23 protein-coding genes are annotated in these 26195 nt (G+C 60.0%); 3 read left to right on the top strand and 20 right to left on the bottom strand.

The features are described from left to right. Nucleotides 1-70: 70 nt before the first annotated feature. The 15 genes from AC01ZF_RS03820 to AC01ZF_RS03750 all read right to left on the bottom strand — a co-directional run bounded on the left by AC01ZF_RS03820 (nucleotide 71) and on the right by AC01ZF_RS03750 (nucleotide 19283). Complete coding sequence (locus AC01ZF_RS03820; RefSeq protein WP_476575126.1) at nucleotides 71-3286, bottom strand: DUF6519 domain-containing protein; 3216 nt, start codon at nucleotides 3284-3286, stop codon at nucleotides 71-73. Nucleotides 3287-3448: 162 nt separating this feature from the next. Next, complete coding sequence (locus AC01ZF_RS03815; protein WP_424677226.1) at nucleotides 3449-5617, bottom strand: hypothetical protein; 2169 nt, start codon at nucleotides 5615-5617, stop codon at nucleotides 3449-3451. A gap of 94 nt (nucleotides 5618-5711) precedes the next feature. Next, the gene (locus AC01ZF_RS03810) at nucleotides 5712-8219 is read right to left on the bottom strand and encodes a putative baseplate assembly protein (protein WP_424677227.1); all 2508 of its coding nucleotides are present in this window, start codon (nucleotides 8217-8219) and stop codon (nucleotides 5712-5714) included. Then, the gene (locus AC01ZF_RS03805) at nucleotides 8216-10375 is read right to left on the bottom strand and encodes a putative baseplate assembly protein (protein ID WP_476575127.1); all 2160 of its coding nucleotides are present in this window, start codon (nucleotides 10373-10375) and stop codon (nucleotides 8216-8218) included. Before AC01ZF_RS03805 ends, AC01ZF_RS03810 begins: the two co-directional genes overlap by 4 nt. Then, on the bottom strand, nucleotides 10375-10716 hold the full coding sequence (locus tag AC01ZF_RS03800) for a hypothetical protein (RefSeq protein ID WP_428132781.1): 342 nt from the start codon (nucleotides 10714-10716) through the stop codon (nucleotides 10375-10377). The genes AC01ZF_RS03805 and AC01ZF_RS03800 overlap by 1 nt, the downstream gene beginning before the upstream one ends. Nucleotides 10717-10817: 101 nt before the next feature. After that, nucleotides 10818-11168, bottom strand: a complete 351-nt coding sequence (locus tag AC01ZF_RS03795; protein WP_428113727.1) for a GPW/gp25 family protein — start codon at nucleotides 11166-11168, stop codon at nucleotides 10818-10820. Beyond that, on the bottom strand, nucleotides 11168-11482 hold the full coding sequence (locus AC01ZF_RS03790; RefSeq protein ID WP_476575125.1) for a hypothetical protein: 315 nt from the start codon (nucleotides 11480-11482) through the stop codon (nucleotides 11168-11170). The genes AC01ZF_RS03795 and AC01ZF_RS03790 overlap by 1 nt, the downstream gene beginning before the upstream one ends. Nucleotides 11483-11623: 141 nt before the next feature. Then, nucleotides 11624-11878, bottom strand: coding sequence for a hypothetical protein (locus AC01ZF_RS03785; protein ID WP_424675751.1), 255 nt, complete (start codon nucleotides 11876-11878; stop codon nucleotides 11624-11626). Nucleotides 11879-11902: 24 nt separating this feature from the next. Continuing rightward, on the bottom strand, nucleotides 11903-13822 hold the full coding sequence (locus AC01ZF_RS03780) for an ATP-binding protein (protein WP_476575124.1): 1920 nt from the start codon (nucleotides 13820-13822) through the stop codon (nucleotides 11903-11905). Beyond that, nucleotides 13819-15132: a Pvc16 family protein gene (locus tag AC01ZF_RS03775; RefSeq protein ID WP_428132786.1), complete on the bottom strand. Its 1314-nt coding sequence runs from the start codon at nucleotides 15130-15132 to the stop codon at nucleotides 13819-13821. The genes AC01ZF_RS03780 and AC01ZF_RS03775 overlap by 4 nt, the downstream gene beginning before the upstream one ends. After that, nucleotides 15129-15914: a hypothetical protein gene (locus AC01ZF_RS03770; RefSeq protein WP_424675748.1), complete on the bottom strand. Its 786-nt coding sequence runs from the start codon at nucleotides 15912-15914 to the stop codon at nucleotides 15129-15131. The genes AC01ZF_RS03775 and AC01ZF_RS03770 overlap by 4 nt, the downstream gene beginning before the upstream one ends. Next, nucleotides 15895-16593 (bottom strand): hypothetical protein, encoded by a 699-nt coding sequence (locus AC01ZF_RS03765; protein WP_476575123.1) that lies wholly within the window; start codon nucleotides 16591-16593, stop codon nucleotides 15895-15897. The genes AC01ZF_RS03770 and AC01ZF_RS03765 overlap by 20 nt, the downstream gene beginning before the upstream one ends. 68 nt (nucleotides 16594-16661) lie before the next feature. Then, nucleotides 16662-17186 (bottom strand): phage tail protein, encoded by a 525-nt coding sequence (locus tag AC01ZF_RS03760; RefSeq protein WP_424675746.1) that lies wholly within the window; start codon nucleotides 17184-17186, stop codon nucleotides 16662-16664. A gap of 47 nt (nucleotides 17187-17233) precedes the next feature. After that, the gene (locus AC01ZF_RS03755) at nucleotides 17234-18781 is read right to left on the bottom strand and encodes a phage tail sheath family protein (protein ID WP_428113782.1); all 1548 of its coding nucleotides are present in this window, start codon (nucleotides 18779-18781) and stop codon (nucleotides 17234-17236) included. Nucleotides 18782-18890: 109 nt separating this feature from the next. Then, complete coding sequence (locus AC01ZF_RS03750) at nucleotides 18891-19283, bottom strand: hypothetical protein (protein WP_428132788.1); 393 nt, start codon at nucleotides 19281-19283, stop codon at nucleotides 18891-18893. A 976-nt stretch (nucleotides 19284-20259) separates the two neighbouring features. On the opposite strand from AC01ZF_RS03750, the gene AC01ZF_RS03745 reads away from it, so the two are divergent. The 3 genes from AC01ZF_RS03745 to AC01ZF_RS03735 all read left to right on the top strand — a co-directional run bounded on the left by AC01ZF_RS03745 (nucleotide 20260) and on the right by AC01ZF_RS03735 (nucleotide 22138). Continuing rightward, nucleotides 20260-20910: an AP2/ERF family transcription factor gene (locus tag AC01ZF_RS03745; protein ID WP_424675743.1), complete on the top strand. Its 651-nt coding sequence runs from the start codon at nucleotides 20260-20262 to the stop codon at nucleotides 20908-20910. Between the two features lie 156 nt (nucleotides 20911-21066). Then, on the top strand, nucleotides 21067-21702 hold the full coding sequence (locus AC01ZF_RS03740) for a cupin domain-containing protein (protein ID WP_424675742.1): 636 nt from the start codon (nucleotides 21067-21069) through the stop codon (nucleotides 21700-21702). A 43-nt stretch (nucleotides 21703-21745) separates the two neighbouring features. Beyond that, a complete protein-coding gene (locus tag AC01ZF_RS03735) occupies nucleotides 21746-22138 on the top strand; it encodes a hypothetical protein (protein ID WP_424675741.1) in 393 nt (130 codons plus the stop codon). Between the two features lie 24 nt (nucleotides 22139-22162). On the opposite strand, the gene AC01ZF_RS03730 is transcribed toward AC01ZF_RS03735, so the two are convergent. The 5 genes from AC01ZF_RS03730 to AC01ZF_RS03710 are packed head-to-tail and all read right to left on the bottom strand — an operon-like array spanning nucleotide 22163 to nucleotide 26011. Next, entirely contained in the window at nucleotides 22163-23002 is an 840-nt protein-coding gene (locus tag AC01ZF_RS03730) for a DUF2085 domain-containing protein (RefSeq protein ID WP_424675740.1), read from the bottom strand. Between the two features lie 20 nt (nucleotides 23003-23022). Then, complete coding sequence (locus AC01ZF_RS03725) at nucleotides 23023-23502, bottom strand: metallophosphoesterase family protein (RefSeq protein WP_424675739.1); 480 nt, start codon at nucleotides 23500-23502, stop codon at nucleotides 23023-23025. A gap of 3 nt (nucleotides 23503-23505) precedes the next feature. After that, nucleotides 23506-23928, bottom strand: a complete 423-nt coding sequence (locus tag AC01ZF_RS03720; protein ID WP_424675738.1) for an arsenate reductase/protein-tyrosine-phosphatase family protein — start codon at nucleotides 23926-23928, stop codon at nucleotides 23506-23508. A 32-nt stretch (nucleotides 23929-23960) separates the two neighbouring features. Then, entirely contained in the window at nucleotides 23961-25046 is a 1086-nt protein-coding gene (locus tag AC01ZF_RS03715) for a C45 family autoproteolytic acyltransferase/hydolase (RefSeq protein ID WP_424675737.1), read from the bottom strand. After that, nucleotides 25043-26011, bottom strand: coding sequence for a GNAT family N-acetyltransferase (locus AC01ZF_RS03710; protein ID WP_424675736.1), 969 nt, complete (start codon nucleotides 26009-26011; stop codon nucleotides 25043-25045). Before AC01ZF_RS03710 ends, AC01ZF_RS03715 begins: the two co-directional genes overlap by 4 nt. Nucleotides 26012-26195 lie beyond the last annotated feature (184 nt).

The following is a 26195-nucleotide window of genomic DNA, read 5'->3' as shown; positions in this document are numbered from 1 at the left end:
GCACATGGTCGCGTTGGGAGACGCACGGCCGCCGGTATGTGGTTTGGAGACGCACGGCCGTGCGTCGCTATTAGGTGATTTGGATGAATAGGTTGGCGACCCGTTCGGCAAACCGCGAAATGTCGAACAGATGCCCATGTTGGGCTTGACCCGACCCCTGATTACCAATGAAGGTCGCGGCGTCGGCGAGGCACCAACCCAATGGCGCACTCGCAACGCTAGCAACGTCGGTTATTGACAGCTTCCCACGCGGTACGGCCATGGCGGTGAATGAATTGGCCTGCGCAATGAGACTCCGGCTGAGGGTGAGATTGGCAACACCCTCGATCACGTTGCCGTCGAGCAACAAGCGTGCACAGACATCGTCGTCGAGGACAAAGGTTGCTTCACCGTCTGACCGGCGCACGATCGATTCCAGCAACGCAAAGCCAATACTCAGACTGACGAGATGATTGCCGCGCAGTTGCACTGTTCCCATATACGCGGCATGGATCGCCATCCGCGATCCGCCCGGTTCGTTGGGTTGTTGATCGAGCCGGAGCAGATTGGCAGCACGTGACGCAACCAGTTCAACCGGGGCAGGCATACCGTACAGACTGACGATGCCGTCAATGCGATTGTGTTCGAGCACCACTAGATCGTCTTCATCAAGCAAATCGACGATCGCGCCGAGGCTATTTTCATCGACGGCGCGGCGCCGGTGCAGCATGAGTGCGGCGCCGGGGCTCGATTTGACCGCGGCGGCACGCAGATCGAACAGAATGTCGAGCAGCGCAACGGCACTGGCTTCGACTTGATTGAGAGCAAATTCCAGCTTGCGGAGTTGGAACAACTCGGCAAGGGGAGACGACTCGATCATGTCTCTGAGCGGCTCTTGCAACTCACGGAGCAGGAGCGCGCGTTGATCGAGCGTCAGTTGGGCTAGTTTTCTCGCGGCCTTGACCGCCAGCTCGTACCATTCGGGTGCAAGTACCAACCGCTCATCAGCGAAGAGATCGGCGAGCAGCGGGATTTGGGCTTTGGCGAAGAGATTGCGCAATGGCGGGAAGGTGCGGTCGGACACCGCCGCCGTGAAGATGTTGCCGCTCAGTCGCACATCATCGCCGCCGGTGATGGCAACGAGGGCACTGCCATCAATGAATTGCTCTTGGTTGAGCCGGCCGGGCAGGGTGAGACCGCTGATTACACAATCGGCCATGATCACCCGCAGGCAACGATCAAACGAGAGGGCCGCTGTCCCTGCTTCGGGGATGAAGGCAATGTCAAGAGCGAGATTGCGCAGCGCTACCGAATCAAACCCGCTTAACTGCAGCGGGCCACCAAAACGCACACTGGTGGCCGGGCCACAGCCCTTGATTTCAAGCACGAACGGTTTGTTGGCGGGCGCGAGATCGAGTCGGATACTCCCAGCAGCGTGACGGCCGGCGCGCAAGCAGAGGCAGATGCGACGCTCGCCGCGAGCGAGCAACTCTTTGAGAGCCGTTTCAAGATCGGGAAACTCGCCGTCGTCGCCGACACTTACACAACAGTCGCCGCCACGGGGCCGCTGGCAGAGGATGTCGAGCGCCTCTTGCACGGTGCGGGCATCGGCCAGATCGGAGCACGTACCGGGTTGGTAAGCCACGTTGCTGGCGCGGCTGAGGTTGGCGTTGAAGAAGACGCGCGGCAAGACCGGTTCTCCGGCACTATCGAGAAATGGCTTGCCGTCGATCTCGACCAAGAAGGCTTCGGCACGCTGGCTCTGGACGGCGGGGCCGAGTTGCCACTGGCAGGAGTAGATACCGTTTGGGCCGGCAGTCACTTCAACGCTCTGGTCAGTGGCGCCGCCAGCAGTGAGTTGGCCGGCAGCAGTTTGGGGCACGATCCGAAAGCGCACGCGAGCATTGGTGACCGGTTGCTGGCCGTTGGTGACGGCCACTTGCAGCGGTTGGGCGAGCGTCGCGCCGGGCAGCGCCTCTTGACCATCGCCGCCAACGGCATAGAACCGGATCAGCTCAGTCAGGGGCGGAAAGAGCCGGCGGCAATCGCTGCGTTTAGTCCATACGCTACCATTAAAGTCAAGCAGGGCTAATTTGCAATAGGCATGGTGGATGCCATGCGGGCGTTGCGACATCGGTACACCGCCGGTACGCGGCCACTCGATATCGCCGGTGACAGTGCGGGCCGGAATGAGCCAGTAGTCGCCGGGACGGAACGTACCGTCCTTGAGCCGGATCTGCACCCCTTGTTCGAGTTCGGTCCACGTCGCTGCACCGGTAGTGACGACTAGCTCACCGGTATCAGCAGGCATATCCCAGCGGCGCAGTTTGGGGTTGGGACCGAATACGCTGTAGGCGATCGTTTGCCCGCCCGGATCGATGGTGACAATATTGTCTTCGACTTGCAGCAATTTGACCAGCAGGCCCGGTTCGCCCCGCTTGTCACGCGCATCATCGGTCAGCTCGACCCACTGGTTGGGCGCGAAACCCAATACCTCATCGCGGCCAGTACTGGCGACAATCAAGCGATTGGGATTCAGCGGATCTTGCCCGCTCCAGCCAACTGCCACCGAACCGTTTTCCCGCGACCACTTGAGCGCAATACGGGTGTTCGAGACGATCCGATGCACTTCAACCCGATAGAGCTGGTTTTCTAGCCCGCGATAGCCGGCTTGGGCCAGCACGACGCAGGGATCATTGACGGTTGGGTCGGGTTCGGCACGAGCTTCGAGCATACCGCTACTGCCGGCCAGCAACGCATCCCACGTCGCGTTTGGCGCGGCGCAGTCGAAGGTTGTGCCGGGATCGCCGGCACGCAACAGCTTGACTTGCGCCATTACCTGCAAACGGGTCGTGGTGTCAGGACCGCCGAGCGCGACTTCGCGGATAGCAGCATCTTCAAGCACGGTTACATGCCGTTCCCAGACATCGAGATAGGCCAGATAGACCCCGGCGGACAGCGTTGCATCGGCGGCCAAGCCAGCCACCTGCGCTAGGGTGGCGACGGGCAGATCAGGTTGAGCGGTGATGGCAACTGTCTGCTCGTTCTCGACACGGATGCCGGCGACGTAGTAGCGACCGGCAGTGATGTTGAGCGTGCTGCCAGCAACGACGATATCAAAGCCAGCTTGGCCCTGCGGGCCGCCGCAACGCCCGATCAGATCGGTGCGAGCCGCGCGCTCATCGGCGAGATCGATCGCGAGTTGCTCGTTCCAATCGGCATCGAGGGCGACGCGCCCCTGTTGGTTGAGCACACCGCTGTAGTGCTTCGTGCGGTCGAATGTCCATCGGGTGAAATCACCGTGCATACAAGGCTCCTTTAGAGTAGAGGCGCAAAGCGGGCAAAGGCGCAGAGTATGTGAACGCAAAGGCGCAAAGGACGCAGAGGGATTTGTTGGGTTATGAAGGAAGCCATACTCATACCTTTACGGTTGCATATCGTTGGTCTGAACGAGTTGCGCAGACTGGCGTCACGATGCAAAAAAGACCCCGGCTTCAAGACCCACCCGCAGATACTCAGCGAGGGCAAGGCGCAAGTTAGCGAGGCGTTGGATCTGTTGCACGAGATGGAAGACACCGAGCGCACCGCTGTCTTCAGCACCTTGAGAGATGGCGGCGGGGCACGAGCGAGCCAGTTGCATGTAGGCAGGATGGCCCAACTGGGTACTGGTAAACGATGGTGTTACTGAGAGGGTTACAGCGCTCCGTTGGGCAGCGGTGAGGGCAGAGACAGGTCGGTTGCGGGCAGCGGCGAAGGCGGCGAGGGCGAGATCAGGTTGGCAGCGGAAGCGGCGTGGCGCTCGCGAGCCGGCGGCAAGAAAGCTGAAGCGGGTGCAACCGATCTGGCGGCGTGCAACCAGTACCCGGCCAAGCATAATGCTTTCAGAGATGAGATCGATTTGGCGCACGCGGACTTCACCGCGCACCGTGCAGTGAATAAAACTGGCCGGCGGTCCGATCCTCTCGCCATTGGAGGCCGCACATGCGGGCACGGCCGGCGCGAAGGCGTCGAGGATTGCATCGCTGGCAATCAGACCATCCGAGTCTTCTGCCACATGCACCGCGCCGCTGATGCTCCGGGCCAGTTCGAGGTGCAAATCAGGGTTGGGCGCGGCGGCGTGGATGCTGGGCCGGTTGAGAAACTGGGGGTTGCCGGCACCGTCGAGGCGCCAACCGGGCAGGAGAGTACAGTGGTGGATGGCTAACCGTTCGAGGCTGCCGACGGCCAGATCGATCCCGCCCTCGATCCAGAAACCATTGAGGGTAAGGGAGGCGCGATCGCCGTTACCGGCAACGCGCAGGCGATCGGTGAGGCGGATGAGCGGACGCTGACCATCGGCGGCTTGAATTGCTAGCACCCGGCCGGGAGCCATGGTGATCGCCAGATCTTCGGCGTAGGTGGCACTGTCGAGCACAGTGATGACGCCGGTGGTCGCAGATGACGCTTGCCACGCCGCAATGGCCGCAGCAAGCGCCGGATGGTCGCCGCCGCCACGTTGGGCAACGGTGAGGGCCAGATCGCCGGGAGCAGCGATGGCGAGCGTGGCGAGGCGGGGATAGGGTCCGCCGCCGATGTCAGCAGCGAAGCCGTAGGTGTAGCTGACCATAAGATCAGACGGCACAACCCCGGCGGGGAAGGCAAGCCGTCCACGCTGCGGATCAACCGCGACCCGGATCGGCAACGACTGGCCGGCGTAGGTCTTGCTGGTTGGCGGACGCCGCCAATCACTGAGATCGCAGATCAGGATCTCGGCAGCAGGGATCGGGACAAACTGACCAGTACCGTCGGGGACAGCGATCTGGAAGACGGGACGGGCCGGATCGAGATAGCTGCTCTTGACCGGGCGACCGGCGGCAATGCCGGCACGCACCGCTTCGAGATCATCGTAGAGAGCGCGGCGGCGCAACGGCAACGGTAGATCGGGTTCGGTCGCAAGCTGGGTAATCTCGATCTCGGTGCGGGGGCGATTAAAGAGCGGGATGTCGTTGCCGAGCGGGCTGAAGAAGTAGCGGCCATCGGGCGGGTTACTTACCGGCTGCGGCGAGACGCCTTGCACGGTGTAGGACTGCAAACGGGTTAAAAACAGGCCAAGGTTGGGGATGTTGTAGCGGCCACGGCCAGTTGCGATCCGGCGTACTTCGGCGGTATGGTTGACGGTTTCGAGCGGGCCGCCGGTCAATTCGAGCGCATTGGCGTTGCGCAACGAGGCGGTGGCCGGGCTATGCAGGCGAACGTGGTTGAGATGCTGGGTCGTTGCCAGCCGCTCAAAATACTCGACGGCGCGGCAAGGCCAGCCGGTGACATCGCGGGCCAACTGTTCGAGCACGGGGGCAGTGCCTTTGCGGCGACGGTAGCGCAGCGTATTGGCGACATAAGCACGCTGACTGAAATCGGCTACTTCGTGCAACTGACGCAGATGGCGTACCCCAAGCAGATCACCAATATAGGGAACAACCCACTCGGCACAGGTCTCAATGAACCAGTCGTCGTACAAATCACCAATATCGGCTTCGATGCGGGACAACTCCTCACCGATGATGGTAAGAAGCGCACGTAGTGGCTCACCACACTCGGCATCGCGAGTACGGTAGACGGCCGGCAAGATTTCATACAGACGGTCACGGGGCGATGGGTTCATAACATTCCTTTGGGGGATATCACCCCCAGCCCTTCTCTCCCACGGGATGAGAGAAGGGACGCTACTGGACCAGTAGCGAAGACCATACTGGCGATCACGGCGCCACCACCTCAACAGCTTGCATCACTAACTCGATCCCGGCGGGATCGATCAGCAGCAATTCGGCTGGGATGATGGCGTGGCCCGTCTGCCGCGCTGGTGAGGCGGCCAACAAGGTGGGATGCGCACCGGTGCGCCCGCTGGTATACGCCAGTTGGTCGAGATCGATGGCAATTACCCCGGCTTGCGACTGCATCACGGCAATCACTTCAGCGGCAGTCACCGGTTGGGCAAAATCGCGCTGAGAGAAGGAGAACGCCGTGAACAGCGCTTGCGCGATGGCGGTTTCTACAGCGGGAGCGAGATAGCGCGCGTCGTAACGAACGGTCGCCTTGAGCCGAAACGTCAGCGAGATGAAACTGGTCAGTTCGACGACCACGGTTGGATCGCGCACGGCATCGATTGCGTTGCGCAGGCTGGCGAAGAGCGGATCGGACGGCGTGATCGGTTTGCCGCTGGCGCTGGCGAGGGTGAGATGGACAACAAGCTGCTCGCCGCGGCGAAACGCTGATGCCTGCGCCTTGCCGATACCGGCGAAGGCGGCGGCAAAATCGGTAAAATCCTGCAACGAGACAATCCGGTCGAGGGTTAGCACCGTCTGCGGCGCATTGGCTCGTGCGCTCTCCAGTGTTTCCGGATCGGCGGCCCCACTGGCGGGAAGCGGGTTGATCACGCTGCGCACACCGGGCGGGCGGGTCTTGAGCAGAGCAATCGCGCCAGCGCCAACCTCACCCTCTTGACCAATTCCAAACCGGTAGGTCGCGGTCACATTTTCGGCGCCGGTGGGCAAACGCGCGCCGTGAATGCCATCGCCGAACTGCACCGTCGCCGAATGATCATCGTCGAGGCGCACCATATACTGCTCGTCGTGCGGGCCGGCAAGATAGAGCGATAGCGCTTCGCGCCACGCCACACCATTGACGCGCACGGTGAGAGTCGGAGCAACGCCAGACGGTGTGCTAGCCGAGAGATAGGTCAACGGCGACTTCTTGAGCTTAAAGCGTTGGTAGGTCTGGCTGCCATCACCGCTGCCGATCGGGGTTAGGGGTACCGTTTCGCCGTGGGTTGCAGCCACGACATTGGCGTAGATCATCGTCGTAGAACGGATGAGGCGGATCGCGCCCAACCCCTGATCGCGTAGCACGATGGTGGTAAAGCCGGGATTGGGGTAGACCGCCTCGACAAAGACCACCACCGCGGTAGGCTGTTCGTCGCGCTCGTTCACCTTGCCGTTGACGATCAACGGCTGGCCCTTGACCAAATCTCGCACTACACCGGCTACCTCGATCCGATTACCAGTGACCGGATCGGGAATTGGCTCTTCGGCCAGCGGCAACGGCTCGCTCTCGGCTAACACCACCGTCTCGCGGCGCTGAAAGCGGGCGATGTTCTCATTCGTGTCAACAGTCAGGCGCGTGACCTGCCCAGAGAGACCAAAATTGGCAACACCCACGGGTTCGTTACCGGTCACGCGGTAGAGTTCGGCATAGCCGGGAGCAAGCAGCGCCACCCAACTACCCGGCACGATCGTGGGATAAGCGGTATCGAGATCGATATGGCGCTGGCTGCCATCGATCGCAAAACCGGGCCATTCGTTGGCCGTGCCGCCATACGCTCGTTTCACCTCTGCCGGCATCAACCGCCAATCAGGCGCGTTGAAGCCGAAACGGCGTGCGCTGCGGCGGAAGGCAAAGGCTTGCGGCTGGGCCGCCGGCAGCATTTGCGGGCGGTTCGAGCCGAGGCCGGGCGCCCATGTGACGACGGTATAACCACCGGCAGCATCAGGAAAGGTCTGTACCGACAACACCCGGCGCAGATCCCAGCGTTCATTGCCGGGATCGTGCTCGCGTTCGGCGCCAACCAGCAGCAGATAATCACCCGCTTGCAAGCGCGTCGCGACGCCAGCCAAATAGAGCATCGTCACACCCTTGCTCAGGTCTTGGGGACGAGTGGGACGCGGACGCAGTGCATTCCACGCCTTGCGGGCGACAAACTCGACGCTAGTCTCGAAAGTCTGCGGCAGTTCACCCTGTTTGGCCGGGATGCTCTGCACTTGGGTCCCGGCAGGAATCACCGTCTCGGCCGGCGAGACGGGCGTGTCGTCGAGAGTAAAAGCAAGGTAGACTGCAGCAGCGACACCGGGCTTGAGTTCGCAGCCGATCGCGCGAGCCAACTGCAGGACCGAGCAGCGTTCAGTTGCGGTGCGGAGAAAACCCTCGTTGGCGATCCGTTCTTGGTAGAAGGTCAACACATCGGCCAGTGTCGCGGCTGCATCGAGCAAAGCGAGCGACGGATCGGCGGCGTCGCGGGTGACCAGCGCGGCGAGCGGGCGCTGGCCGGTCGAGCTGGCCTGCTGCGACAAGCGTGCTATCATCCGACGCAAGAACGAGCGGTGTGTACCGAAGCGGTAGCGCACCATCGGTTGGTCAGGAGGGTTCGCATGGGGCGAGGGTAACGACTCGCGCTCATCGCAGCCGCAAGGAGACTGTTCGGTATGACTCATGAACCACCCTCCATGATGAACTCAATCCGACCATGCTCAGGCCGGTTGGGGTCGTTATCACAGCGGATAATCTCGCGCCGGCCAACATCAAGTTGGCCGTTGGCCAACTCGCCGCGCGGCGGTTTGCCCCAGCGTTGGAAACGCACCCGCGTTCCCGCCGTCTCGATCCAGCGCACACCGGGAATGGACATCGCGGCGGCAATGATGTGGCTGAGGTAGAGCGGTTGGCCAAAGGTGAAGTTGTCGGGGTGAAAAAACTGGCGCGCGCTGAAACGTTCGAGCAGCGCAACCTTGACATTGGCGGCGAAATAGCCAGACTCGACACAAATCACAAACGCCAGATCAAGCGGCACATAGACCGGCCCGTCAATCTCGATATCTTGCCCAGCCATCCGGTAGCGTTCGAGAAAGGCACGCAGGTCGGCTTCAAACGCCGTATCAACCGGCAGGCCACCACGCCGATCAACGGTAATAAAGATCGTGTACCAGCTTCCCGTCCAGCGCCGAGTAGCCATTGCGCGTTGCACAGCCGGATGACGTTCAGCCATAGCTGCATAGTCGGCAGGAGTCACAGCCCGCTCTTGGCGGCGAAAGGCTTGCGACGCAGACTGGCGAATCGCCTCAAGCGCCTCCGGCTCGCTGCCGCCGAGGGCCGGCAAGGGGTTACGCACCGCGCGAATACCGCTCTCGTTGGTGACGATGTGGGCTAGCGCATCGGCGCCGATATTGCCGGCAGAGCCACCACCTACCCGGTAGTGTGCCACCAACCCTTCGCCGATCACTGGCGCGCGCCCCGTGCGGCCATCGCCAAAGCGCAGGAACAGGCGACCGTCGTTCTCCAGTTCGCCGACAAATTCGGTTTGAAAGCGATTGCTACCGAGCAGATCAGGTACTGGCCGCCACACCCCAGAGGGACTCGCCAGTTCAACAGCGGGCAGAGTCAACGCAGGTGCGGCGGCACTCACCAACCGCGAGGCCGGGGTGGTGCGATCGGCTGGCTCGAATGGCGCGACAAAGGTCACGCTGGCCCGCGCCAACGCAGGCCGGTAGCGAAGCGAATCGCCGACCGGCGGCAACAACTCGGCGGGGAGGGTCTCACCGTGATCGGCCAGCACAATATTGCCCAACGCCACACTGGCCGGCTGGCGCGCTGCTCCGCTCTCGTCGCGATCATCGGGCGGCACTGCTACCATCGTCAGATCGAGGATAAAGGGCAACGCATCTTCGTCCGTCCACTCAATTTCGGTCACGGCTACCGGTGTGGTAGATGGCGGATCGGCCAACTGGCCGCCGAGTGGATCGGTCGCCGCGGTGACGTGGGTCAGGCGAACAGCGTGGCGGCGGGTGGGATCGGCATCGGCGCGGTAGCCGGTGATCGGACTGCGCTGCTCAATAAAGGCTAGTACATCGCCGGGATACAAATGAGAGCTAAGATTACCGCGCAGCGTGGCGCGCGTGGTACCGATAGGCAGGCAACAGCCTTCATCACCCCACGTATAGAAGTCGATCAGGTTCAACGCCGGATCAAGGCGTATATCGTGCATTGTCTCGAAGACTAGTGGCTGCTGTTGGCGAGCAAGGGCCAGTTCGGCGGAAGCGGGCAGCAAGCGCGGCGGCGCGCCGCCGACTTTGGTCAGCACGGGGGTACGGGCCGGCAGGGTACATGGCGCATCAACCTGAACCTGCACCCACACCCGCGCATTCGCGCCGTTGTGGGGCGCGTAATCAAGCAAACGCGCGTGGCGGCGCAACGACACCCGGCGGCGCGCCGTGCCAAGATAGGCTTCAGTGGCGACCGCGTCTTGATAGTAGCTGAGATAATCGCCGATGTAGGCCAACCCCTCGACAATCGCCACGCCAAGATCGGCTGGATTACGCTCGCGCCAAGCGGGTGAGACGGCAGCTAGCCGGTCAAAGAGCAATTGGCGCAAACTGGCGTAATCGCGAGCCAGATAATTGATCGGCGGCGACTCATAGCTCTCTGGCGGGCAATCGGTAGCCGGAGCGCAATCGAATTCACTGGGACACTCAACTTTGAACGCGAACTCAATATGGCTGAGGATAGGATCAAAGCCGGCAGGCGGACTCGGATCGGTAGGCGAACGGACAAGGCGCAGCGCGTAGGTCGAAAAGTCGCCGGTCAGATCGACCCGCACTACCAAGATGCGATCGGCGGCGGATAACCCATTGTAAAACGTTCGCTCGGCGCTGGTGATGCGCCCGCGGCAATATCGGCGGGGCTAGCATCAGCAGCGCGCAAAACCCAGCGTACCTTCACGCCGGTGACACGCACACCGCCGGTTAGCTGCACATTGGCCGCGCCGAGACCCCACGGCGCCGGCTTGATCATCTGCACCAGCAGCGTCTGTTGCGGCGGCGCACCGGCAGGCGCGTCGCGATCGAGCACTTCGAGCAAATCGATCCCGTTGAGCGGGATGGCAGACGTGCTCAGCACTTGCGCTCGACGCGGATTTGCACAGTGGAATTGGATACTCATACTGTTAACCGTTATTTGATGTTGCTAGCGCCACAGGCGCAGAGGAGGCTTAGATAGCAATCGCCAGCGATCCGCTGCCTTCCCCGCGTGAGAAACGCCATTCAGCCGGCCACCTCAACCACCCGGCGCTGCTGAGTACGCTGCACCACATACTGCACCGTCACCCGCAACGTTGCCTCCTCAGACTCGATCACCACCGCCTCAACCCGGATCACCTCGCCGAGATACTCTTGCAACGCACCCTGAACCAAGAACTCTAGTGCGGCGGCCAATTCGGGGCTATTCGGCGCAAAGAGCAACTGGCGCACGCCAGCACCGAAACGAGGCCGGTTCACCCGCTCGCCGGGGGCGGTGAAGAGCAGTTGCTCGATCATCTGGCGAATGTGGGCATCGTCATCGGCGCACGCCGTGCGACCGCCGCCGTCAATGGCATAAGGAAACGCGATGTGCATCATTGCCCCCTGACCCGCATTTGGGTCATCACGATATTGACCGGCGTGCCATTCGGCACACAGGTGGCTTGGCTATCTTGCAACAACACGGGTTGACCGCCGGCGCGCACACGAGTTGCGCCGGTTGTCCATTGAGCGTTCACGCAGGGCATTGGATTCGTGCCGGTCGTGAAGGGACATCCGGCAACCGTATGCGGCGCGCTGAACGTCACCACCGGTTGGCCGCCCACTCGCACCCGTGGATTGGGTGCGGTGGCTTGGGCTTGACCACCGTGCGCGCACAGGATGGTCGCACCAACGTGTAACCGCCACATCGGCAGCGCGAGCCGGCGCCGGTGGACGGCGAGCCGGTGCAGAATCGCGGGTTGGTTTGCGCACAGTGATGTTGATCATAGCTGTTTGTGTACTACAGAGAACGCTAGGGCTTGTATGGGAACCTCTCCGTCTCACGACCGCTACTGCCACCCCCGGTAGAGCGCCAACGCGATCTGCTGGCCGATCCGCTCAGGCCGCACCCCCGGCGCTAATCGGAACGCGCCGCTGTCAAGCGTCTCGATTGCGCCGGCGCTGCTCAAGCCTGCCGGTATGCCCTCTTCTGCCAGCAACCGGCTCAACTCCGCGATCAGCGCCGCTCTGACGCGCTCGCGGTCAATGACCCCAAAGCCGATCAAGACGATTTCCGCAATCTCTATCTCAATCGTAACCGCCATCGCACACCCCATCGGTAGCCGTCGCTAACACCCCCACCCCCGCAATTCTGTCTCGGTCAGCGGTTTGTCCAATTTGGCGTATTCGCTGTGCGCCGCGCTCAAGATATGGCGCATCCCGACCGGTTCGCCGGCATCAGCGGCAAGAAAAGCGGCATTCAAAGCGATGCTGCGAATGTTGCCGCCGGCCAGATTCAATTGCGCCAGCCGTACCCAATCCAACCCAGCCAGCGGCGTGGCGGACGGGAAGACCCGCTGCCAGATGCGCCGGCGTTGCGCTGCATCGGGGAAGGGAAAGTTGACAATAAAGCGAATACGGCGCAGGAAGGCGGTGTCAATCGCTTGCTTCATATTGGTAGTGAGAATAGCCAAACCGCGGTATGCCTCCATCCGCTGCAAGAGGTAGCTCACTTCGAGGTTGGCGTACCGGTCGTGACTATCTTTCACTTCGCTGCGCCGGCCAAACAGCGCATCGGCTTCGTCGAACAACAGAATCGCGCCCCCGCCTTCGGCAGCGTCGAAGATGCGGCGTAGATTCTTTTCGGTCTCGCCGATGTATTTGCTCACCACCGCACTTAGGTCGATGCGGTAGAGATCGAGCCGCAACTCGTTGGCTAACACCTCGGCAGCCAACGTCTTGCCGGTGCCGCTTGGCCCCGCAAAGAGAGCGCTAATCCCCAACCCGCGTTCGCCGCGCTGAGCAAAGCCCCACTGCTCGTAAACCCGCACCCGTTGGCGCACGTGCGCTATCATTTGGCGCAGCGTTGCCATGTGCTCGTCCGGTAACACCAGATCGTCCCAACCTGCCGCCGTCTCAATCCGCTGGGCCAACCCATCGAGGCGGAGGCGAGCTTGCCCGCGGCAGGCTTCCCACCAATCGGCGGCAGAATCGGTCGTGACCGCCAAGCCGGCAGCGCGGATGGCGTTGGCATTGAGGGTGAACTGTGCCAGCAGCGATTCAAGTTGGCCGTTGAGGGCCAGACTGCGTTCACCCAGTATTTGTTGCCAGATCAATCGTTGCTCGGTACGACTGGGTTGCGGCACATCAACCCGCATGATCAGCCGGTCGCCGGACGGCAGCGGATCGGCGCTTGCCAGCAACACCATACCCTGTACCCGTTCCAGCCACCCAAGCCACGCTCGCGACGTATCGCCGTCGTCCACCGCGATCAGTGCCAGCGCGCCGCTCAACGCCGCTTCTCGCTCCCACAGGCGGGCCAACAACTCTTGCTCGGCAGGGCCGGCGGGCACATCTTCGGCCCGCAGCAGGTACACTGCCCGCCCCAGTCGCTCGCCAATCGCAGCGGCAAGCGCCTGCCGACTGAACGAATCGCTGCCGCAGATCTGCACCGGCGGCGCAGGTTGCTCTTCCCACAGCGCCGCAATCCGCTCCACGATTTGCCGATGCGAGGCCGGCAACGCCACTGCCGGCTCGAGCAGGCATACCAGCGGTTGCAAACGCCGGTCAAGCGTCGCCACACCGAGCAGGTAGTGCAGCACCCGCTCGTCGATCCGTAGCGGCGCAGTCGCAAGCGGCTCACTCTCGGCCAGCTCAATCAGTCGCCAGTGGCGAAGCGACGCCGTCGGCGTCACCGCGCTCCAGTGGGCAGCGGGCAGCACCGCCAGCGCCAACCCGATGGTTGGGCGGGAGCGGTGCGGATCACCCTGCGCTGTGGCACAGAGCGTTGCCAAACCGCTATCGAGTTCCACCCCCGCGCAGAGCAGCAGCAGTTCAGTCTCGAAATCGGTCAAGCCAAAGATGATGCGCAACCGCTCGATCGCCGGCAGTGCGGGCAACGCAGCGCGGGTAGCAGCAAGGGCCTGCCCGGCCTCGCGCAATCCTGCTTCGTCGCGCTCGCTGGTCAAGCGCCGCTTGATCACGTCAAGCGCCGCACTCAGATAACGCTGGTTAGCTGTCACCCAATCGATTGCCGTGGTCGTGCTCATGGGATGATCACCGTTGGCCCGCTAAACTCGCTTCCGCTTACGTCAAGTTGACTTTCGGCCCCGTCTACCTGCACCCGCACCAGATAGGTTCCCGCCGGCACGATGTCCGTCGTGAGCGTGAGCGTCGCATCAGTATCGTTGGGTGGAGGCGCCGGCGCGCGCGCCGGCAGCGGCAACGCGAACGAGCGCGGTGGCCGGTTGGCCGGCGGCGGCGTCTCGTTGAGCAAGAGCATCACCCGCTGCTGCTTACCTACCGGCGGCGTGAGGGTAAAGGTGAGGGTGACATTACCGTTGCCATCACGCAGGCCGGCAGTGGCACTGACCATTGGCGACAAGATGAACGCTGCCACATTCGATTCGACCCCACGATGCGGGGTGGGGGGCGTGCCGAGGCGCAGCCGGTGAACCACCTGCACCACCTGCACGCCGGCCCGTAAGCTTGCCGGCAGCGCGACAATGATCTGCGTACCGGTCATCTGATCAGCCGGTACCGCCACTTCAGTCTCGCCAAGCCGGATCACGACATCGTTACCGCGCAACTGCTGGCCACGGATCACCAACCGGTAACCGGGCAAGATCGGCTGCTGGAAGCTCACCGGATCGTTTGCGGTGCGTTGTGAGCCGAGTTGGGTGATACGCGGCTGGCTGAGCGGCAGCACATAGAGATTGCGCCGACGCACCGGCAGCGCCCGTCGGGTAGGCCGCCGGCTCTCGATCAAGACCACCGATGCTTGGTAGGCCACGGTAGGCCGGTACGGTGATTGCATGCTCGCCCAAATCTGTGAGACCTGCTCGAGATTCAATGGTTCAGGTGTAATTTTGATCTGTTCAATCTGATCGGCGAGATCGGCAGCCACTAGACTGGCGCGGACCGATCCCGGCAACGCAACGCCACTGACCGGCGTAGGAGGGGCCAACGCAATGCGGATAGCATCGCGGGATAGCACCGGCGTCTCATGCAAGAGCTGCATCGCATACCCCAACAACAGTTCGGCTAGATAGTCTTGGTCGGTGTAGGCAGTCAGCAAATAGTGCAGATCGAGCGCCAGCGGCGGATCACTGATCAGCTCGCCACGTCCCGATCGCGACGGCAAACCGTGGTTACGCCAGCCTGAGTTGTAGGTCACGTGGTAGAGAAAGAGGTTGAGTTGGCCGCTATTAGGAGTAAAGGCGGCGAGGGCCTGCGCCGGCGCCAAGACATTCACCGTCACATCACCGAGCGCGCCGGTGAGGTCGTGGTCGATCAGACCATCTTGCAGCAGATCGCGCAACACGGCAGTGACTGCGGCAATCGCCAGCGCATTGCTCATCGCGTTCCTCCCTCGCGCCGACGCAGATACTCGTCAAGGCTGACCCTTGGAGCCGGCAGTTGCGGGCGGGGACGCGATGGCGGTGGCGACGATACGGCACGCACTTCCACCTGCCCGATGTTCACAGTGATACGTGGCGGATGCGGCGGCGTCACCAGTTCGCGCGGCGGCGTCACCGGTTCGCGCGGCATAACCGGCGCCGGCGCTCCCGGTTCGCGCGGCGGATCTGATGCGCTGGCCGGCTGAAACGAAATGACAGACGCCGGCGACGCGGCGGCAACATCCGGCAGCCGCGGTGGATTAACGGCGTTGGCCGGCGCCGGCAACCCGCACAGATCGACGAAACCTGCCAGACTCGCCGGCGCAGTGCGCTCGCTGTTCACCTCGCTCACGCCAAGATCAGGCGAGATACGCTCCGGCGCAGCAGGCGGGGGCGTCGATGGACGCCGTAGCTCGCTGCCAGTGGTTGGTGGTGGCCCCCACGCCGGCAGCGGAGCTACAGGCAACGGCGGAACTTGCCGGCGTTCAACCGGCGGGATCACGCTGGTCAGCGGTACGGAAGATGGCTCCACCCGCACCGGCGGCGACCCCGGCGTGACCTGATCACCCACCTGTACCGGTGGCGACCCCGGCGTGACCTGATCATCCACCCGCACCGGCAGCACGGCCACCTCACCGCCGAATGGCGTAACCGGCTCGAACCGGACCGGCAATCGCGGTTGCACCGCCCCAGCCAGCTCGCCGAAACTGCACGCCAGCAGGTTAGCCAGCGAATCGTTCATCGTTCACCATCTGCAAATACAAGGCGCGCCGTTGCGGGCTCAGCGCCAGAATCTCGCTCTCGCGCCAGCCGTAGGCGCGCGCCAGCGTATGCACATCGCCCAACAATCGCCGCGCCCACCGATCCAATTCTTGCCAGACAAATCCGGTAACATCGAAAGGCGCGGCCCACGTGTGGCCGCAATTGGGACAAGCCAACTCAATCCGCAGATCGAGCAGCGGATCGGCGTTCGCCATCGCAGTCGCCACCGCCGCCAATGTCTCATCAGACAGCATCGCCGGCGCATCGATCAAACAGCGTTCAACCAGGCAGCGAATGGCAGCCGGGCCGAGTGGCAACCCCAGCAGATCAGCGCTAGCCGGTAGGCGAAAGGCGAGTTGTTGGCCGCCAACGTCAAGCTGTTGCACCACCGTTGCCGGCGCTAACGCGCGCAGAGCTGTCGTCGCCAACGCAAACTCTAACCGGGCGGCACAGGCCGGGCAGACCGCAACACACTCCATCTGCAGGCCAAACAGCCATTCCCGCACCAGCAACAGCAAACCATCACGCACGCCCACCGGCAACTCGGCGACGGCTGTCTCTGGGAACAGCGGCGCCAACAACGCCAACACCCGCGCGAGCGGCGGTTGCGCCGCACCCGCTTCCCAAATGTTAAGCAACGTCGCTGCGGAAATGGCCATCGTTCACCTCATGAACGCAACGGTGCCAAATGCGGGATGGGCATTGAATCAGCGCGCCCCTTCCCTGCTTACTGCGGTTCAGTGAAGCTCGGCTCGTCCGGCTCGCCAAGAGCGTAATCGCGTTCCCAACCCTCATTCTCCAGCTTGATGCTCTGAATGGCGACCGCATTGGCGTTGGCGTCAAGCTCAGGCAGAGCCTGATACTCCGATACCCAACAGCGATAGACCCGGTAGGCGATAGCCAATTGGCCGGCCTCGTTATAGACCTCAATAATGATGTCTTTACGAAAATCCTTCAGCGAGACTTCGGCTCCTAGTCCAGAACCGTAATTCCAGACCTTATTCGCCCACTTCTCAAATTCGGTGTCGTGCGTCACACCCCGCTCAAGCGTGATCGGTTCGTACTTGGTGCGTCCCGGCGACTTGCGCACATTGCTCGCATCGCCGCCCTCCCGATGCTCGACCACCTCGGTAGCACGTTTCAACGCCGACACCTTACTGACCCCGGCCACGTACCGGCCATCCCACTTGATCCGGAACTTAAAGTTCTTGTAAGGATCGAACCGCTGCGCATTTACGCTAAACTGAGCCATACACTATTCCCCCTGTACAGGCATAACGTGTTGTGCCCTCGCTTGCCTTATTCCACCTGCCCAGCCAACTGCTGAATCTTGATAATCACAAACTCAGCCGGCTTGAGCGGTGCAAAACCAACCACGATGTTCACCACACCCATATTGATGTCGGTCTGGGTCGTTGTCTCACGGTCACACTTCACCAGATAGGCTTCGCGCGGCGAACGGCCCTGAAACGCGCCTTGCCGGAAGAGGGTCTGCATAAACGCGCCCACGTTCAGCCGGATCTGAGCCCACAGCGGCTCATCGTTCGGCTCAAACACCACCCATTGCAGACTGCGGTAGAGCGTCTCTTCGATAAACAATGCCAACCGGCGCACCGGGATGTACTTCCATTCCGAAGCCAACTGGTCAGCACCGCGATAGGTGCGCGCTCCCCAGACCACATTGCCGCTCACCGGGAAGGTGCGCAGACAATTGACACCGAGCGGGTTGAGTTGGCCCTGTTCCCCATCAGTCAAATTGACCGCCAGCGCTCGCACGCCAAACAGCGTCGCATCCTGCCCTGCGGGAGCCTTCCACACACCGCGTTGGGCATCGGTGCGGGAAAAGACGCCGGCCACCGCACCGCAAGGAGCAAACTCTTCCAGCCGGTTCTCGCGCAACGGGTCGGGAATCTGCACTCGCGGAAAATAGATCGCCGCATGATCATCACGCGCCACTGCTGCGCTAAACGTGCCGATCCCCCCCACCGCCGCAGCGATGCTCCGCCAGTTCGATGGCGCATCGATAATTAAAAACGCACGCTCGTCGCGACAAAAACGCAGCGCCGCCGTCCACACCGATTCGGTGACATCGGTATCCCGGGTAAAGGGCGGAATACAGAGCAAATTAAAGAGAGCGGACTTGCGCAACGCATACATGCCGGTCTTTGCATCGAAATCACCTAAATACTGGGTGTGGGTCAATGCGCTCCCATCCGTGCCATTCGTTGCTGGCGCAGCATCGGCTACAACTGCTGGCCGCACCGTAGGAAAGGCGCCGGGATGCGGATCAGGCACGCGCAACAACAGCGACTCTTGGGCCAGCACCGTACCGACATAGCGCGGCGCCACCGGATTGATCGACACATTGCGAAACGTCTCGCGCCGCACCGCCTGCACCGGATTCGTCCCCGGAATAATCTCGACGACGGTCAGATTAAACTCATCGGGTTGCAATGGTTCGCGGGTCGCATGGTCAATGCTGATCCGCAAATGGTTGCCCCACATACCTTCGTTGCTGGCATCCAGCGTCAGGTTATCGGTCCCGCTCGCGGGCGAAAGATTGAAACGAGCCGCAGTCGCACCATTGATCAGGCGCACAATCACGGCATCAGTGCCGCCGTTGAGGAAGAAATGCTGCACCGCATAACTCATCGTGCTCGCTTCCCACAACCCCCCAAAGAGCCGCTCGTAATCGCCAAAGTTTTGGATCCGCACCGGATCCTGCACCGGCCCGCGCCGCGCCCGCCCGACAAAAGCGGTAATCGACGTCGCCACCCCGGTGATCGTGCGCACACCGCTCGGAACCTCCTCAATGTAGACACCCGGATACGACAAAGTGACCGGCATACTGTTGCTCCTTGCGATAGCCCGAAAGGTATTGTTCGTCCGGCGCCATGGATAATGGCAGCGTAACCTGATTGTGAGGAGGTATCATGCTGCTGTTGGCAATGGCAGTCTACGCTGCATCGCGCCCGATCAGCACCTCAACTGTCACCGGCTGCGCCGTTGGGTTGGAAAAAGTAAAATCGAGATTGGCCGTGCCCAGCCGCGCTACTGCCCCAGTGCCGATCAGCAGATGTGGGCCGTCGAGTGTGACTGAGCTACCGTCATCGACGGTATAAATCAATGGCGGCGTTGCATCATACCGGCTCGCCGAAATTAAAACAAAGCGCACCGTACCGCCGCCCGACGGCGCGGCGAAATTGGCTTGGCCCGGTGTAGCGCCGCTAGCCGCCGCGATCTGCAATTGGCCTTTCAAATAAACATCAACCGGCAGCGTCTGAGATTCGGTCTTCCGCGGCCCCCCGGCCACAGTCACGCTCAGCGTCCACTGAATACTTTCCGGCATACGCAACCCTCCTCGCGCACACGTCACAGCGGACCACAAGACATCGACGGGAACTACCTGAAAGGTATCAGGCGGATATCAACTTGGCTGAAGCGTGACCGAGAAGAGGAGAAGGAAGGGGAATAGTGAGAGAGTTATGATCAGCGGTGAGCTTTCTCGGTAGTTAAGATCGCTCTTATATTATAGCTATGCTGTCAAGATGTCAAACTTCAGTACGTGCGCCTTATTGCAAAGAACGTCACCTCAGCGCTTATTTTGCAACCAAGTTGATGTCATTGCGAGCCGCAGAAGGGCCATGCTGCGCATTGCCCGGCGCGGCGAAGCAATCTCCTGCGAGCTCGTGAGCAACCTGCTGAGGCATGACCTGCGCTAAAGCAGGAGATTGCTTCGGTCGGGCGACTCCAGCGCGGCTGGAGGCCGCCACTCCCTCGCAATGACCACAGGAGAGGGGAGATTGCTGCGGGCGCTGCGCTCCCTCGCAATGACATGAAGTGAGTGCCCCACACCATAACATGATCCCCGGCGGGCGGCGGCGGTCTATCTTCTCAACGTTCAACATCGCGCAATATAAGCTCCTATATGTTACGCCTATAAGTGAAGCTATACCAATTACAATTGTGCAAAGCTACAACTTATATTTCCAAACATTGCCCGATCTCGACCAATCTCGCTTGATCTCACGCTGGCATCGCCCCGTGCGCCCAACAGTTGTTCACCACCTGACAGTTGAACAGGGAACTTTCACTCCACTGGTTTTGTGATAAAAACCACAATTTTATCCAAAATTGTTCGTTTTATCACAATCATTTGTTGTCAAATCAGGCGCTCTATCCAACCAAATTTGTACTTTTTTGCCCAGTATTCCTGTGCAGTCAGTTGACAAAATGTGGTATGATAGAAAGCGGAGGTTTCAACCTTCGATACAATCAGTAAAACATATAAAGTCTATCGAGGTTTGTAAAAGGAGCAATCAGCAATGCACCGCCGATACGCTGTCCGGCCGGCCAATTTACCGGCTTCCGAACCGCCAACTGCTGCGGAGGAAACAAAACCGCTGCCTATCAGCAATGATCCACTAGCAGTGTTGCGCTACGAACCTTTGCCCGATCTCAATCCCGAACAGGCGCGTCAGCTTCTAACCGCATCTGTTGCCCAACCAACCGATGAGCCAAAAAAGATTCCGGCCCGCCTGCGCCCCAAGACGACTAAGCACAAGGGGATTACTCGCATTGATCATCCCGCTAAGCGTACCTTTGGCTATTTCGTGCGCGTAACGTGGAATAAGCAGCGCCGAAGCAAGTTCTTCTCCGACTCGGTGTACGGCGACCGGTTAGCAGCCCTAGCCGCCGCTATCGAATGGCGTAACGCTACTGAGCGTGAGCTTGGCAAGCCACGAACCGAACGGCAAGTGATCGGTGTCTCCCGTACCAGTACCGGCATCGTTGGTGTACGCCGCACCATCAAAGATGGCCGTGAAGTCTATGAGGCAACCTGGCGCGACGGGAATCGCATCCGCCGCACCTCGTACTCCATCGCTAAGCACGGTGAACGCCGTGCCCTCGCCCTTGCTCGCCGTGCCCGCGAGAAGTATGAGCGGATGCGTCAGCGGACCCCCGCCAGCGATTGATCCGCTGCTGACTATGTTGATTGCTTCTCTTCCCCTACGTCGAACGGCGTAGGGGTTTGATTTTGTTGCAGGAATGTAACTAATTTACTGGGTGACAAATGGCGTTTTTGTTTTAAAATAATGAACAGACAAGTTCACTACAGAGAGGAATGAGCAGTGCGCATCGAGGAAGACCTGAGTAGTAACGCTCATACGATGACCGAGCGCGGCTATGTCGATGTCGGCAAACGACTGCGTACCCTAAGGGAACGACAGCGTATGTCGATCCGTGCTCTCGCTGAAGCAAGTGGCTTGGCGGTCAATACGTTGAGTCTGATCGAGAACGGTCGCACGTCACCGAGCGTTAGTACACTCCAACGCCTTGCGGTAGCGCTCCAAGTGCCGATTAGCGCCTTCTTTACCCCTGAAGTACCCCAACAACGTATCGTCTATACCCCGGCCGGTCAAGCCAGCAACAACATTTTTCCTCACGGTACGCTCGCCGATCTTGCTCCCGGTTTCGTTAACCATACCCTCGAGCCGCTGCTCCTTACCCTTAACCCCGGCGCTGGAAGTGGTCCTGAAGCCATTATTCATACCGGCCAAGAATTCGTCTTTGGGTTGAGTGGTCAGATCCTCTATACCGTCGCTGACCAGACCTATACCATTAACCCCGGCGATAGCTTGCTGTTCGAGGCTGTCCTCCCTCACCGGTGGCATAACCCCGGCAATACACCGGCCCAGGCCTTGCTCGTCCTGTGCCCGCTCGAATTACCACGGAGCGCTTTTGAGCGCCATATACGTTATGAATAGGGCGAACCGATTCGCCCCCAAACCATTCGCAAGGAGCTTTATTATGCAAATCCGAACTTTGCACTTAAGCAATGATGGGGTTAGCCGCGCTGACGAGCAAATCACCCTTGTTCGCCAAAGTCCCGGTCAGATTATGCTCAATAACTGCAAAGTGCTGGCGATTCGCCCGCTTGACCGTTGTACGCTCGCACTCGAACTGCTTGGTGAGACGCACTACCTCGCCTCAGCAGATTATTGGCAGGCAATTCACGGGAACCGCTACGTCGAAGCTCGTGAAGCCGGGTGTTTGCTCGGCCATCTCGATACGCTTGCCATCGCGGCTACTCGTGTGCTAGAGACGGTATCTGACCTTGAGCAGCTCCCACCCGAGGCGCGGGTTGCGCTCGATAATCTGCGAGTGGCGCTCAACGATCTGAAGGTAACGATGCCTCGCTAAGTCACAGTATTTCCGATAACGCGATCACTGCGGTATCAATGGAGGCGGCAGCAGGCCTGTCACCTCCATTTCAATTTTCCATCGTGCCAACACCGCTAGCAACAGTAGTGCGACGAGAAAGCCGGCCAGTGCCGGCCACATCAATTGCCGTAGCGTGCGAACTTTGCCACTCAATCCGGCAATTGCACTGATTGGAAGCATAATTGCCAACGTCATAACACCGGTCACGCCGATGACGCTGAGTAGCACCAGTGGCCACGCCACGACCGCTTGATTGATGGCAATCCCCAATACCACCAAACCCAACCCGCCAACCACCAGCCCTAGTTCACGCCAATTACCGATCGGCGCCTGATCCGATTCCAGCCGATCCGGCGCGAGCAATGTCTGATTCACCACTAGCAACAGACCAACTGCTAAAGCTGACCCAAAGCCCAACCCCGTCAGAAGTCGTAGATCATTGCGTGGCGGGTACAGTGCCGGTAAGCCAAGCTCAGCAATCGTCGAGTTCAGGCCATCAATACCCATCGCTACAATGAAGGTGAGTAAGGTCAGGCCGATCGACAACGGTGGTAAGCGCCCACTGCAGAGACGGCCAAATATCGCCAATATCCCTAACGTTACCATCAATCCCAGATAGATACCGCTGTCACGTGCGCATAACGGAAACTGCACACCACCGGATATCACATTGTGACTCTGCGCGCAGATGCCATGCACTGCAAAGAAAAGGCGTCGCTCCAAGTCTAGCGCAGTGGCAATAAACGGCAACAGCGCCAGCACGATAAGTAGTACGACCCCACCGATCACCAAAACCAGCCCTCGACGATGACGTGCTGCATGCACTATGTTTAGGAGTGACATACGAGCTCCGCAATCACTAACTATTCGACCAACGGTACGATCACAGTACTCGCCTGAGCATTTTCCACGTGCAAGCGCGCCACCGATAACCCTGCCCCGCGCGGCGCACCGGCAGTGCCCGGATTTAGGAAGAGGATACCTTTGTACATTTCGCACAATGGCCGATGACTATGTCCAAAAATATAGACCTGCGGTACCCGTCCCTCAGCCGTTTTCGGTAACGATTGCACAAGATGGTGTGGTTGTCCACCGATGTGAGTCAGATAGATCAACACCCCTTCACGCTCAATCCAGCATGTCGCCGGATACGTCCATGCCAACGCAGTGCCCCGATCGGTGTTGCCGTGGATCGCAATCACCGGTGCAATCATCGTCAACCGAGCCACGATAGCTTCATCACCGATGTCACCGGCATGCAAGATAAGCTCCACTCCATGCAACGCCGATAATGCAGCCGCTGCCAGCTTGCCATGCGTATCGGAAACCACCCCGATCTCCATACTTTACCTGGTCTGTAACTCATTGATCAACGCTTGCACGCCCTGCTCAATGCGGTGAAACGCCACTTCAGCCGGTAATGCCGGCAGATCAGGCGTCTGCCAATAACGGATGCGATCGACCCACATCGGAAAGCGTTGCTGCATAAGTGGGCGATGCTCCGTTTCGTCCAGCGCAACCACCAACGCAGCCTGTACTAGTTCTTCCTCACACAACGCCAGTGGCCACCGCACTTCGAGCGGTGGTGAAAACCCATGTTGTCGCAAACGATCCAACACCGGCGGCCAAATAGGCCCAAGATTAGCCGACGACAAACGCAACCCACGTGAATCGGCACACCAACCCGGTACCTGCTGCGCATTGAAGAGCAGTTCAGCGTAGCGACTACGGTAATAGTTTCCCGTGCAGATGAAGAGAACAGTTTGCATGAGGTTCTTTGGCGTTCCCCTATCGTGTCTTCTTACAATTGATACCGCACATACGACCGTCCACATGGCGGCCCATCAGTAGCATGCAATGTTCTCGCCGTTACATCAATGATGATCGACGTTACCGTTTCGTATCGCTCATCAGGTGGATCGGCAGGATCGACGTGAAAACAGACCGAATACGGGTAACGATCATGGTCGCGCAGTGCCATTTGGACACTTGCCAACGATTGTGGTCGCCTTGCCAACAACGCTTGCAATCGGGCTTGTCGCCACTGCGAATGGGGATAACGCTCAATCTGGCGCTCATCGATCCCCAAAGCTGTGGGATCCATGAAATGATTAGCGTGTACCACACAGCCCGCCACACACCTACTAACCGTAACTGCTTCCGGTGCTGCCTCGATGTTCACTACCTGATCAGGTGCTTGCACAAGCAAAAAATTGGCCGAACCGGCTCGTGCCTCACCGGTAATGACTGACTGTGCCTCGGCCAACGTGGAAGCACGTAGAATGTCGTAACAGCGGACATGAAACGGTCGCCGTAGACTCGCCCAATCATCCGCCGTGCTCGCCAACCCATTGATCAGTAACGCCAATCCGGCAGTATTCAAACCGATTTTGCCGCCAAAAATACCGGCTTCGGTAAAGGCTAGCGTGCGATGACCATCGGGTGCCTCGGTAAGGATAATTGCGCCGCGTACACCGACAATCCAATCCCAATTTTCGCCCGCCAACAGATGACCGTCTACCGTCTCGGTCGGCAATAACGCAAACGCCGTGCAGCCATCGGGCTTATCCGCCGGTCCATACTCGCGAAAGAGCTGGTAAAAGAGTTCGTAACGTACATTCAACGCCGCAATCGCTGCAAACTCAACCCCAGCCCCATCAGCAATTCCGCGCATGCCGGCTGCATAATCTGGACTTTGCTCGGCTATGACTGCCGCATACCGTAATCCACGTCGCCATACCTCGTCCAATGGCATCCGCAATTCTCGTTCAAACCGTGCAGTGTAAAGACGAAGGTTGGCAACAATCGCATCGCGCAATGCACGACCATGTTGCCAACCCTGTGTGTAGGCATCACCTGTCAACTTCACCAACGGCAGGCTGCTCACTTCACCTCCTCCTGTTCTTGTCGGCGCAATACCACCCAAACCGGCCCCCGGTGAAAGCCTAATCGCTGATTAATGTGCCACATCGCCTGATTGGTGCTGTCATTATCGGTTCGAATCCCGGTCACACCCATCGTTTGTGCATACGCGATCGTGTGTAATTTCAACGCCAGCGCAATTCCGCGTCCACGATAATCACGCCGCACCGCCGTAAAGCCTACTTCTACATCGGTTTCGTTATCGATCGTTTCGAGGGTGCTCAGCCCGACCACCTGCCCATCAGCCATCGCCGCAAAACTACCTTCCCATATTGCACCATGTTCAGGTTGATACAGCTTGATCCACTGTTCGTATGGTGGGATGGCGACCGGAAATGCCGATGGTACATCCACGGTAACTTGTCGTTCAAACTCGTACAACTTGTGCCAGAAGTCGCTATCGGCAGCAGCGAGTGCAGCAAAACTGTGGATTTCAATCCGCTGTCTGGTCACCCGCTCGAGTGCACTCTGAAAAGAGGTGGGATCAAAGTTGGTCACGTCAAGCCGCGATGTCCAAACGCGCCGCTGTTCGTGAAAACCGTGCCGGACAGCAAAAGCGAAACCGGTCTGCCAATTTTCATGCACTTTCGCCAACACATACCGCGGGCGATACTGCTGCCATGCCTGTTGCAGATGCTGCCAGAGCGCGGTGCCTAACCCGCGCCCCTGATAGGCAGGATGAACGTAGACCAACGTCTCGATATAGTACGGATCGGCACACCACATCGGTTGCACAAATTCGGCATATCCGGCCGCGACATCATCAAGCTCACCGATCACCCGATAGAGTATCAACTGTGGGTTATGGAGCTTATCACGCACTTGCCACTCATTCGCAATGAGCGGCGCATCGGGCACCAGCGCACTGTACACCCTCGCCATCACCTGATAGTCGTTCTGGTTCGCTTGAAAGGGACGAATCGTAAGCATATTATTCCGTTAAATGATTCCTGAACACAAAACCCCATACTACGCACTATTGCATTCCCCCGCCAGGGCACACTGCCGGTGTGTTCTCACAATCGCTACGTCCTCAGCGCTCTTGGCGCCTTTGCGTTGAGTTCCCGCCAGGGCACACTGCCGGTGTGTTCTCACAATCGCTACGTCCTCGGCG

The sequence above is a fragment of the Chloroflexus sp. genome, from assembly GCF_056331925.1.
The sequence above is the reverse complement of the archived record's forward strand: the minus strand, read 5'-3'. Positions and strand labels throughout refer to the sequence as shown.

Bases quoted from the DNA above. Each gene is read 5' to 3' on its own strand.
- AC01ZF_RS03730 (WP_424675740.1), bottom strand. From the start codon at position 23,002: ATGTCACTCCTAAACATAGTGCATGCAGCACGTCATCGTCGAGGGCTG.
- AC01ZF_RS03780 (WP_476575124.1), bottom strand. From the start codon at position 13,822: ATGAGCACGACCACGGCAATCGATTGGGTGACAGCTAACCAGCGTTAT.
- AC01ZF_RS03750 (WP_428132788.1), bottom strand. From the start codon at position 19,283: ATGCCGGAAAGTATTCAGTGGACGCTGAGCGTGACTGTGGCCGGGGGG.
- AC01ZF_RS03790 (WP_476575125.1), bottom strand. From the start codon at position 11,482: ATGTGGCGGTTACACGTTGGTGCGACCATCCTGTGCGCGCACGGTGGT.
- AC01ZF_RS03765 (WP_476575123.1), bottom strand. From the start codon at position 16,593: ATGGCCATTTCCGCAGCGACGTTGCTTAACATTTGGGAAGCGGGTGCG.
- AC01ZF_RS03735 (WP_424675741.1), top strand. From the start codon at position 21,746: ATGCAAATCCGAACTTTGCACTTAAGCAATGATGGGGTTAGCCGCGCT.
- AC01ZF_RS03820 (WP_476575126.1), bottom strand. From the start codon at position 3,286: ATGCACGGTGATTTCACCCGATGGACATTCGACCGCACGAAGCACTAC.
- AC01ZF_RS03710 (WP_424675736.1), bottom strand. From the start codon at position 26,011: ATGCTTACGATTCGTCCCTTTCAAGCGAACCAGAACGACTATCAGGTG.
- AC01ZF_RS03775 (WP_428132786.1), bottom strand. From the start codon at position 15,132: ATGAGCAATGCGCTGGCGATTGCCGCAGTCACTGCCGTGTTGCGCGAT.
- AC01ZF_RS03815 (WP_424677226.1), bottom strand. From the start codon at position 5,617: ATGAACCCATCGCCCCGTGACCGTCTGTATGAAATCTTGCCGGCCGTC.
- AC01ZF_RS03800 (WP_428132781.1), bottom strand. From the start codon at position 10,716: ATGAGTATCCAATTCCACTGTGCAAATCCGCGTCGAGCGCAAGTGCTG.
- AC01ZF_RS03720 (WP_424675738.1), bottom strand. From the start codon at position 23,928: ATGCAAACTGTTCTCTTCATCTGCACGGGAAACTATTACCGTAGTCGC.
- AC01ZF_RS03745 (WP_424675743.1), top strand. From the start codon at position 20,260: ATGCACCGCCGATACGCTGTCCGGCCGGCCAATTTACCGGCTTCCGAA.
- AC01ZF_RS03770 (WP_424675748.1), bottom strand. From the start codon at position 15,914: ATGAACGATTCGCTGGCTAACCTGCTGGCGTGCAGTTTCGGCGAGCTG.
- AC01ZF_RS03795 (WP_428113727.1), bottom strand. From the start codon at position 11,168: ATGCACATCGCGTTTCCTTATGCCATTGACGGCGGCGGTCGCACGGCG.
- AC01ZF_RS03755 (WP_428113782.1), bottom strand. From the start codon at position 18,781: ATGCCGGTCACTTTGTCGTATCCGGGTGTCTACATTGAGGAGGTTCCG.
- AC01ZF_RS03760 (WP_424675746.1), bottom strand. From the start codon at position 17,186: ATGGCTCAGTTTAGCGTAAATGCGCAGCGGTTCGATCCTTACAAGAAC.
- AC01ZF_RS03810 (WP_424677227.1), bottom strand. From the start codon at position 8,219: ATGAGTCATACCGAACAGTCTCCTTGCGGCTGCGATGAGCGCGAGTCG.
- AC01ZF_RS03725 (WP_424675739.1), bottom strand. From the start codon at position 23,502: ATGGAGATCGGGGTGGTTTCCGATACGCATGGCAAGCTGGCAGCGGCT.
- AC01ZF_RS03785 (WP_424675751.1), bottom strand. From the start codon at position 11,878: ATGGCGGTTACGATTGAGATAGAGATTGCGGAAATCGTCTTGATCGGC.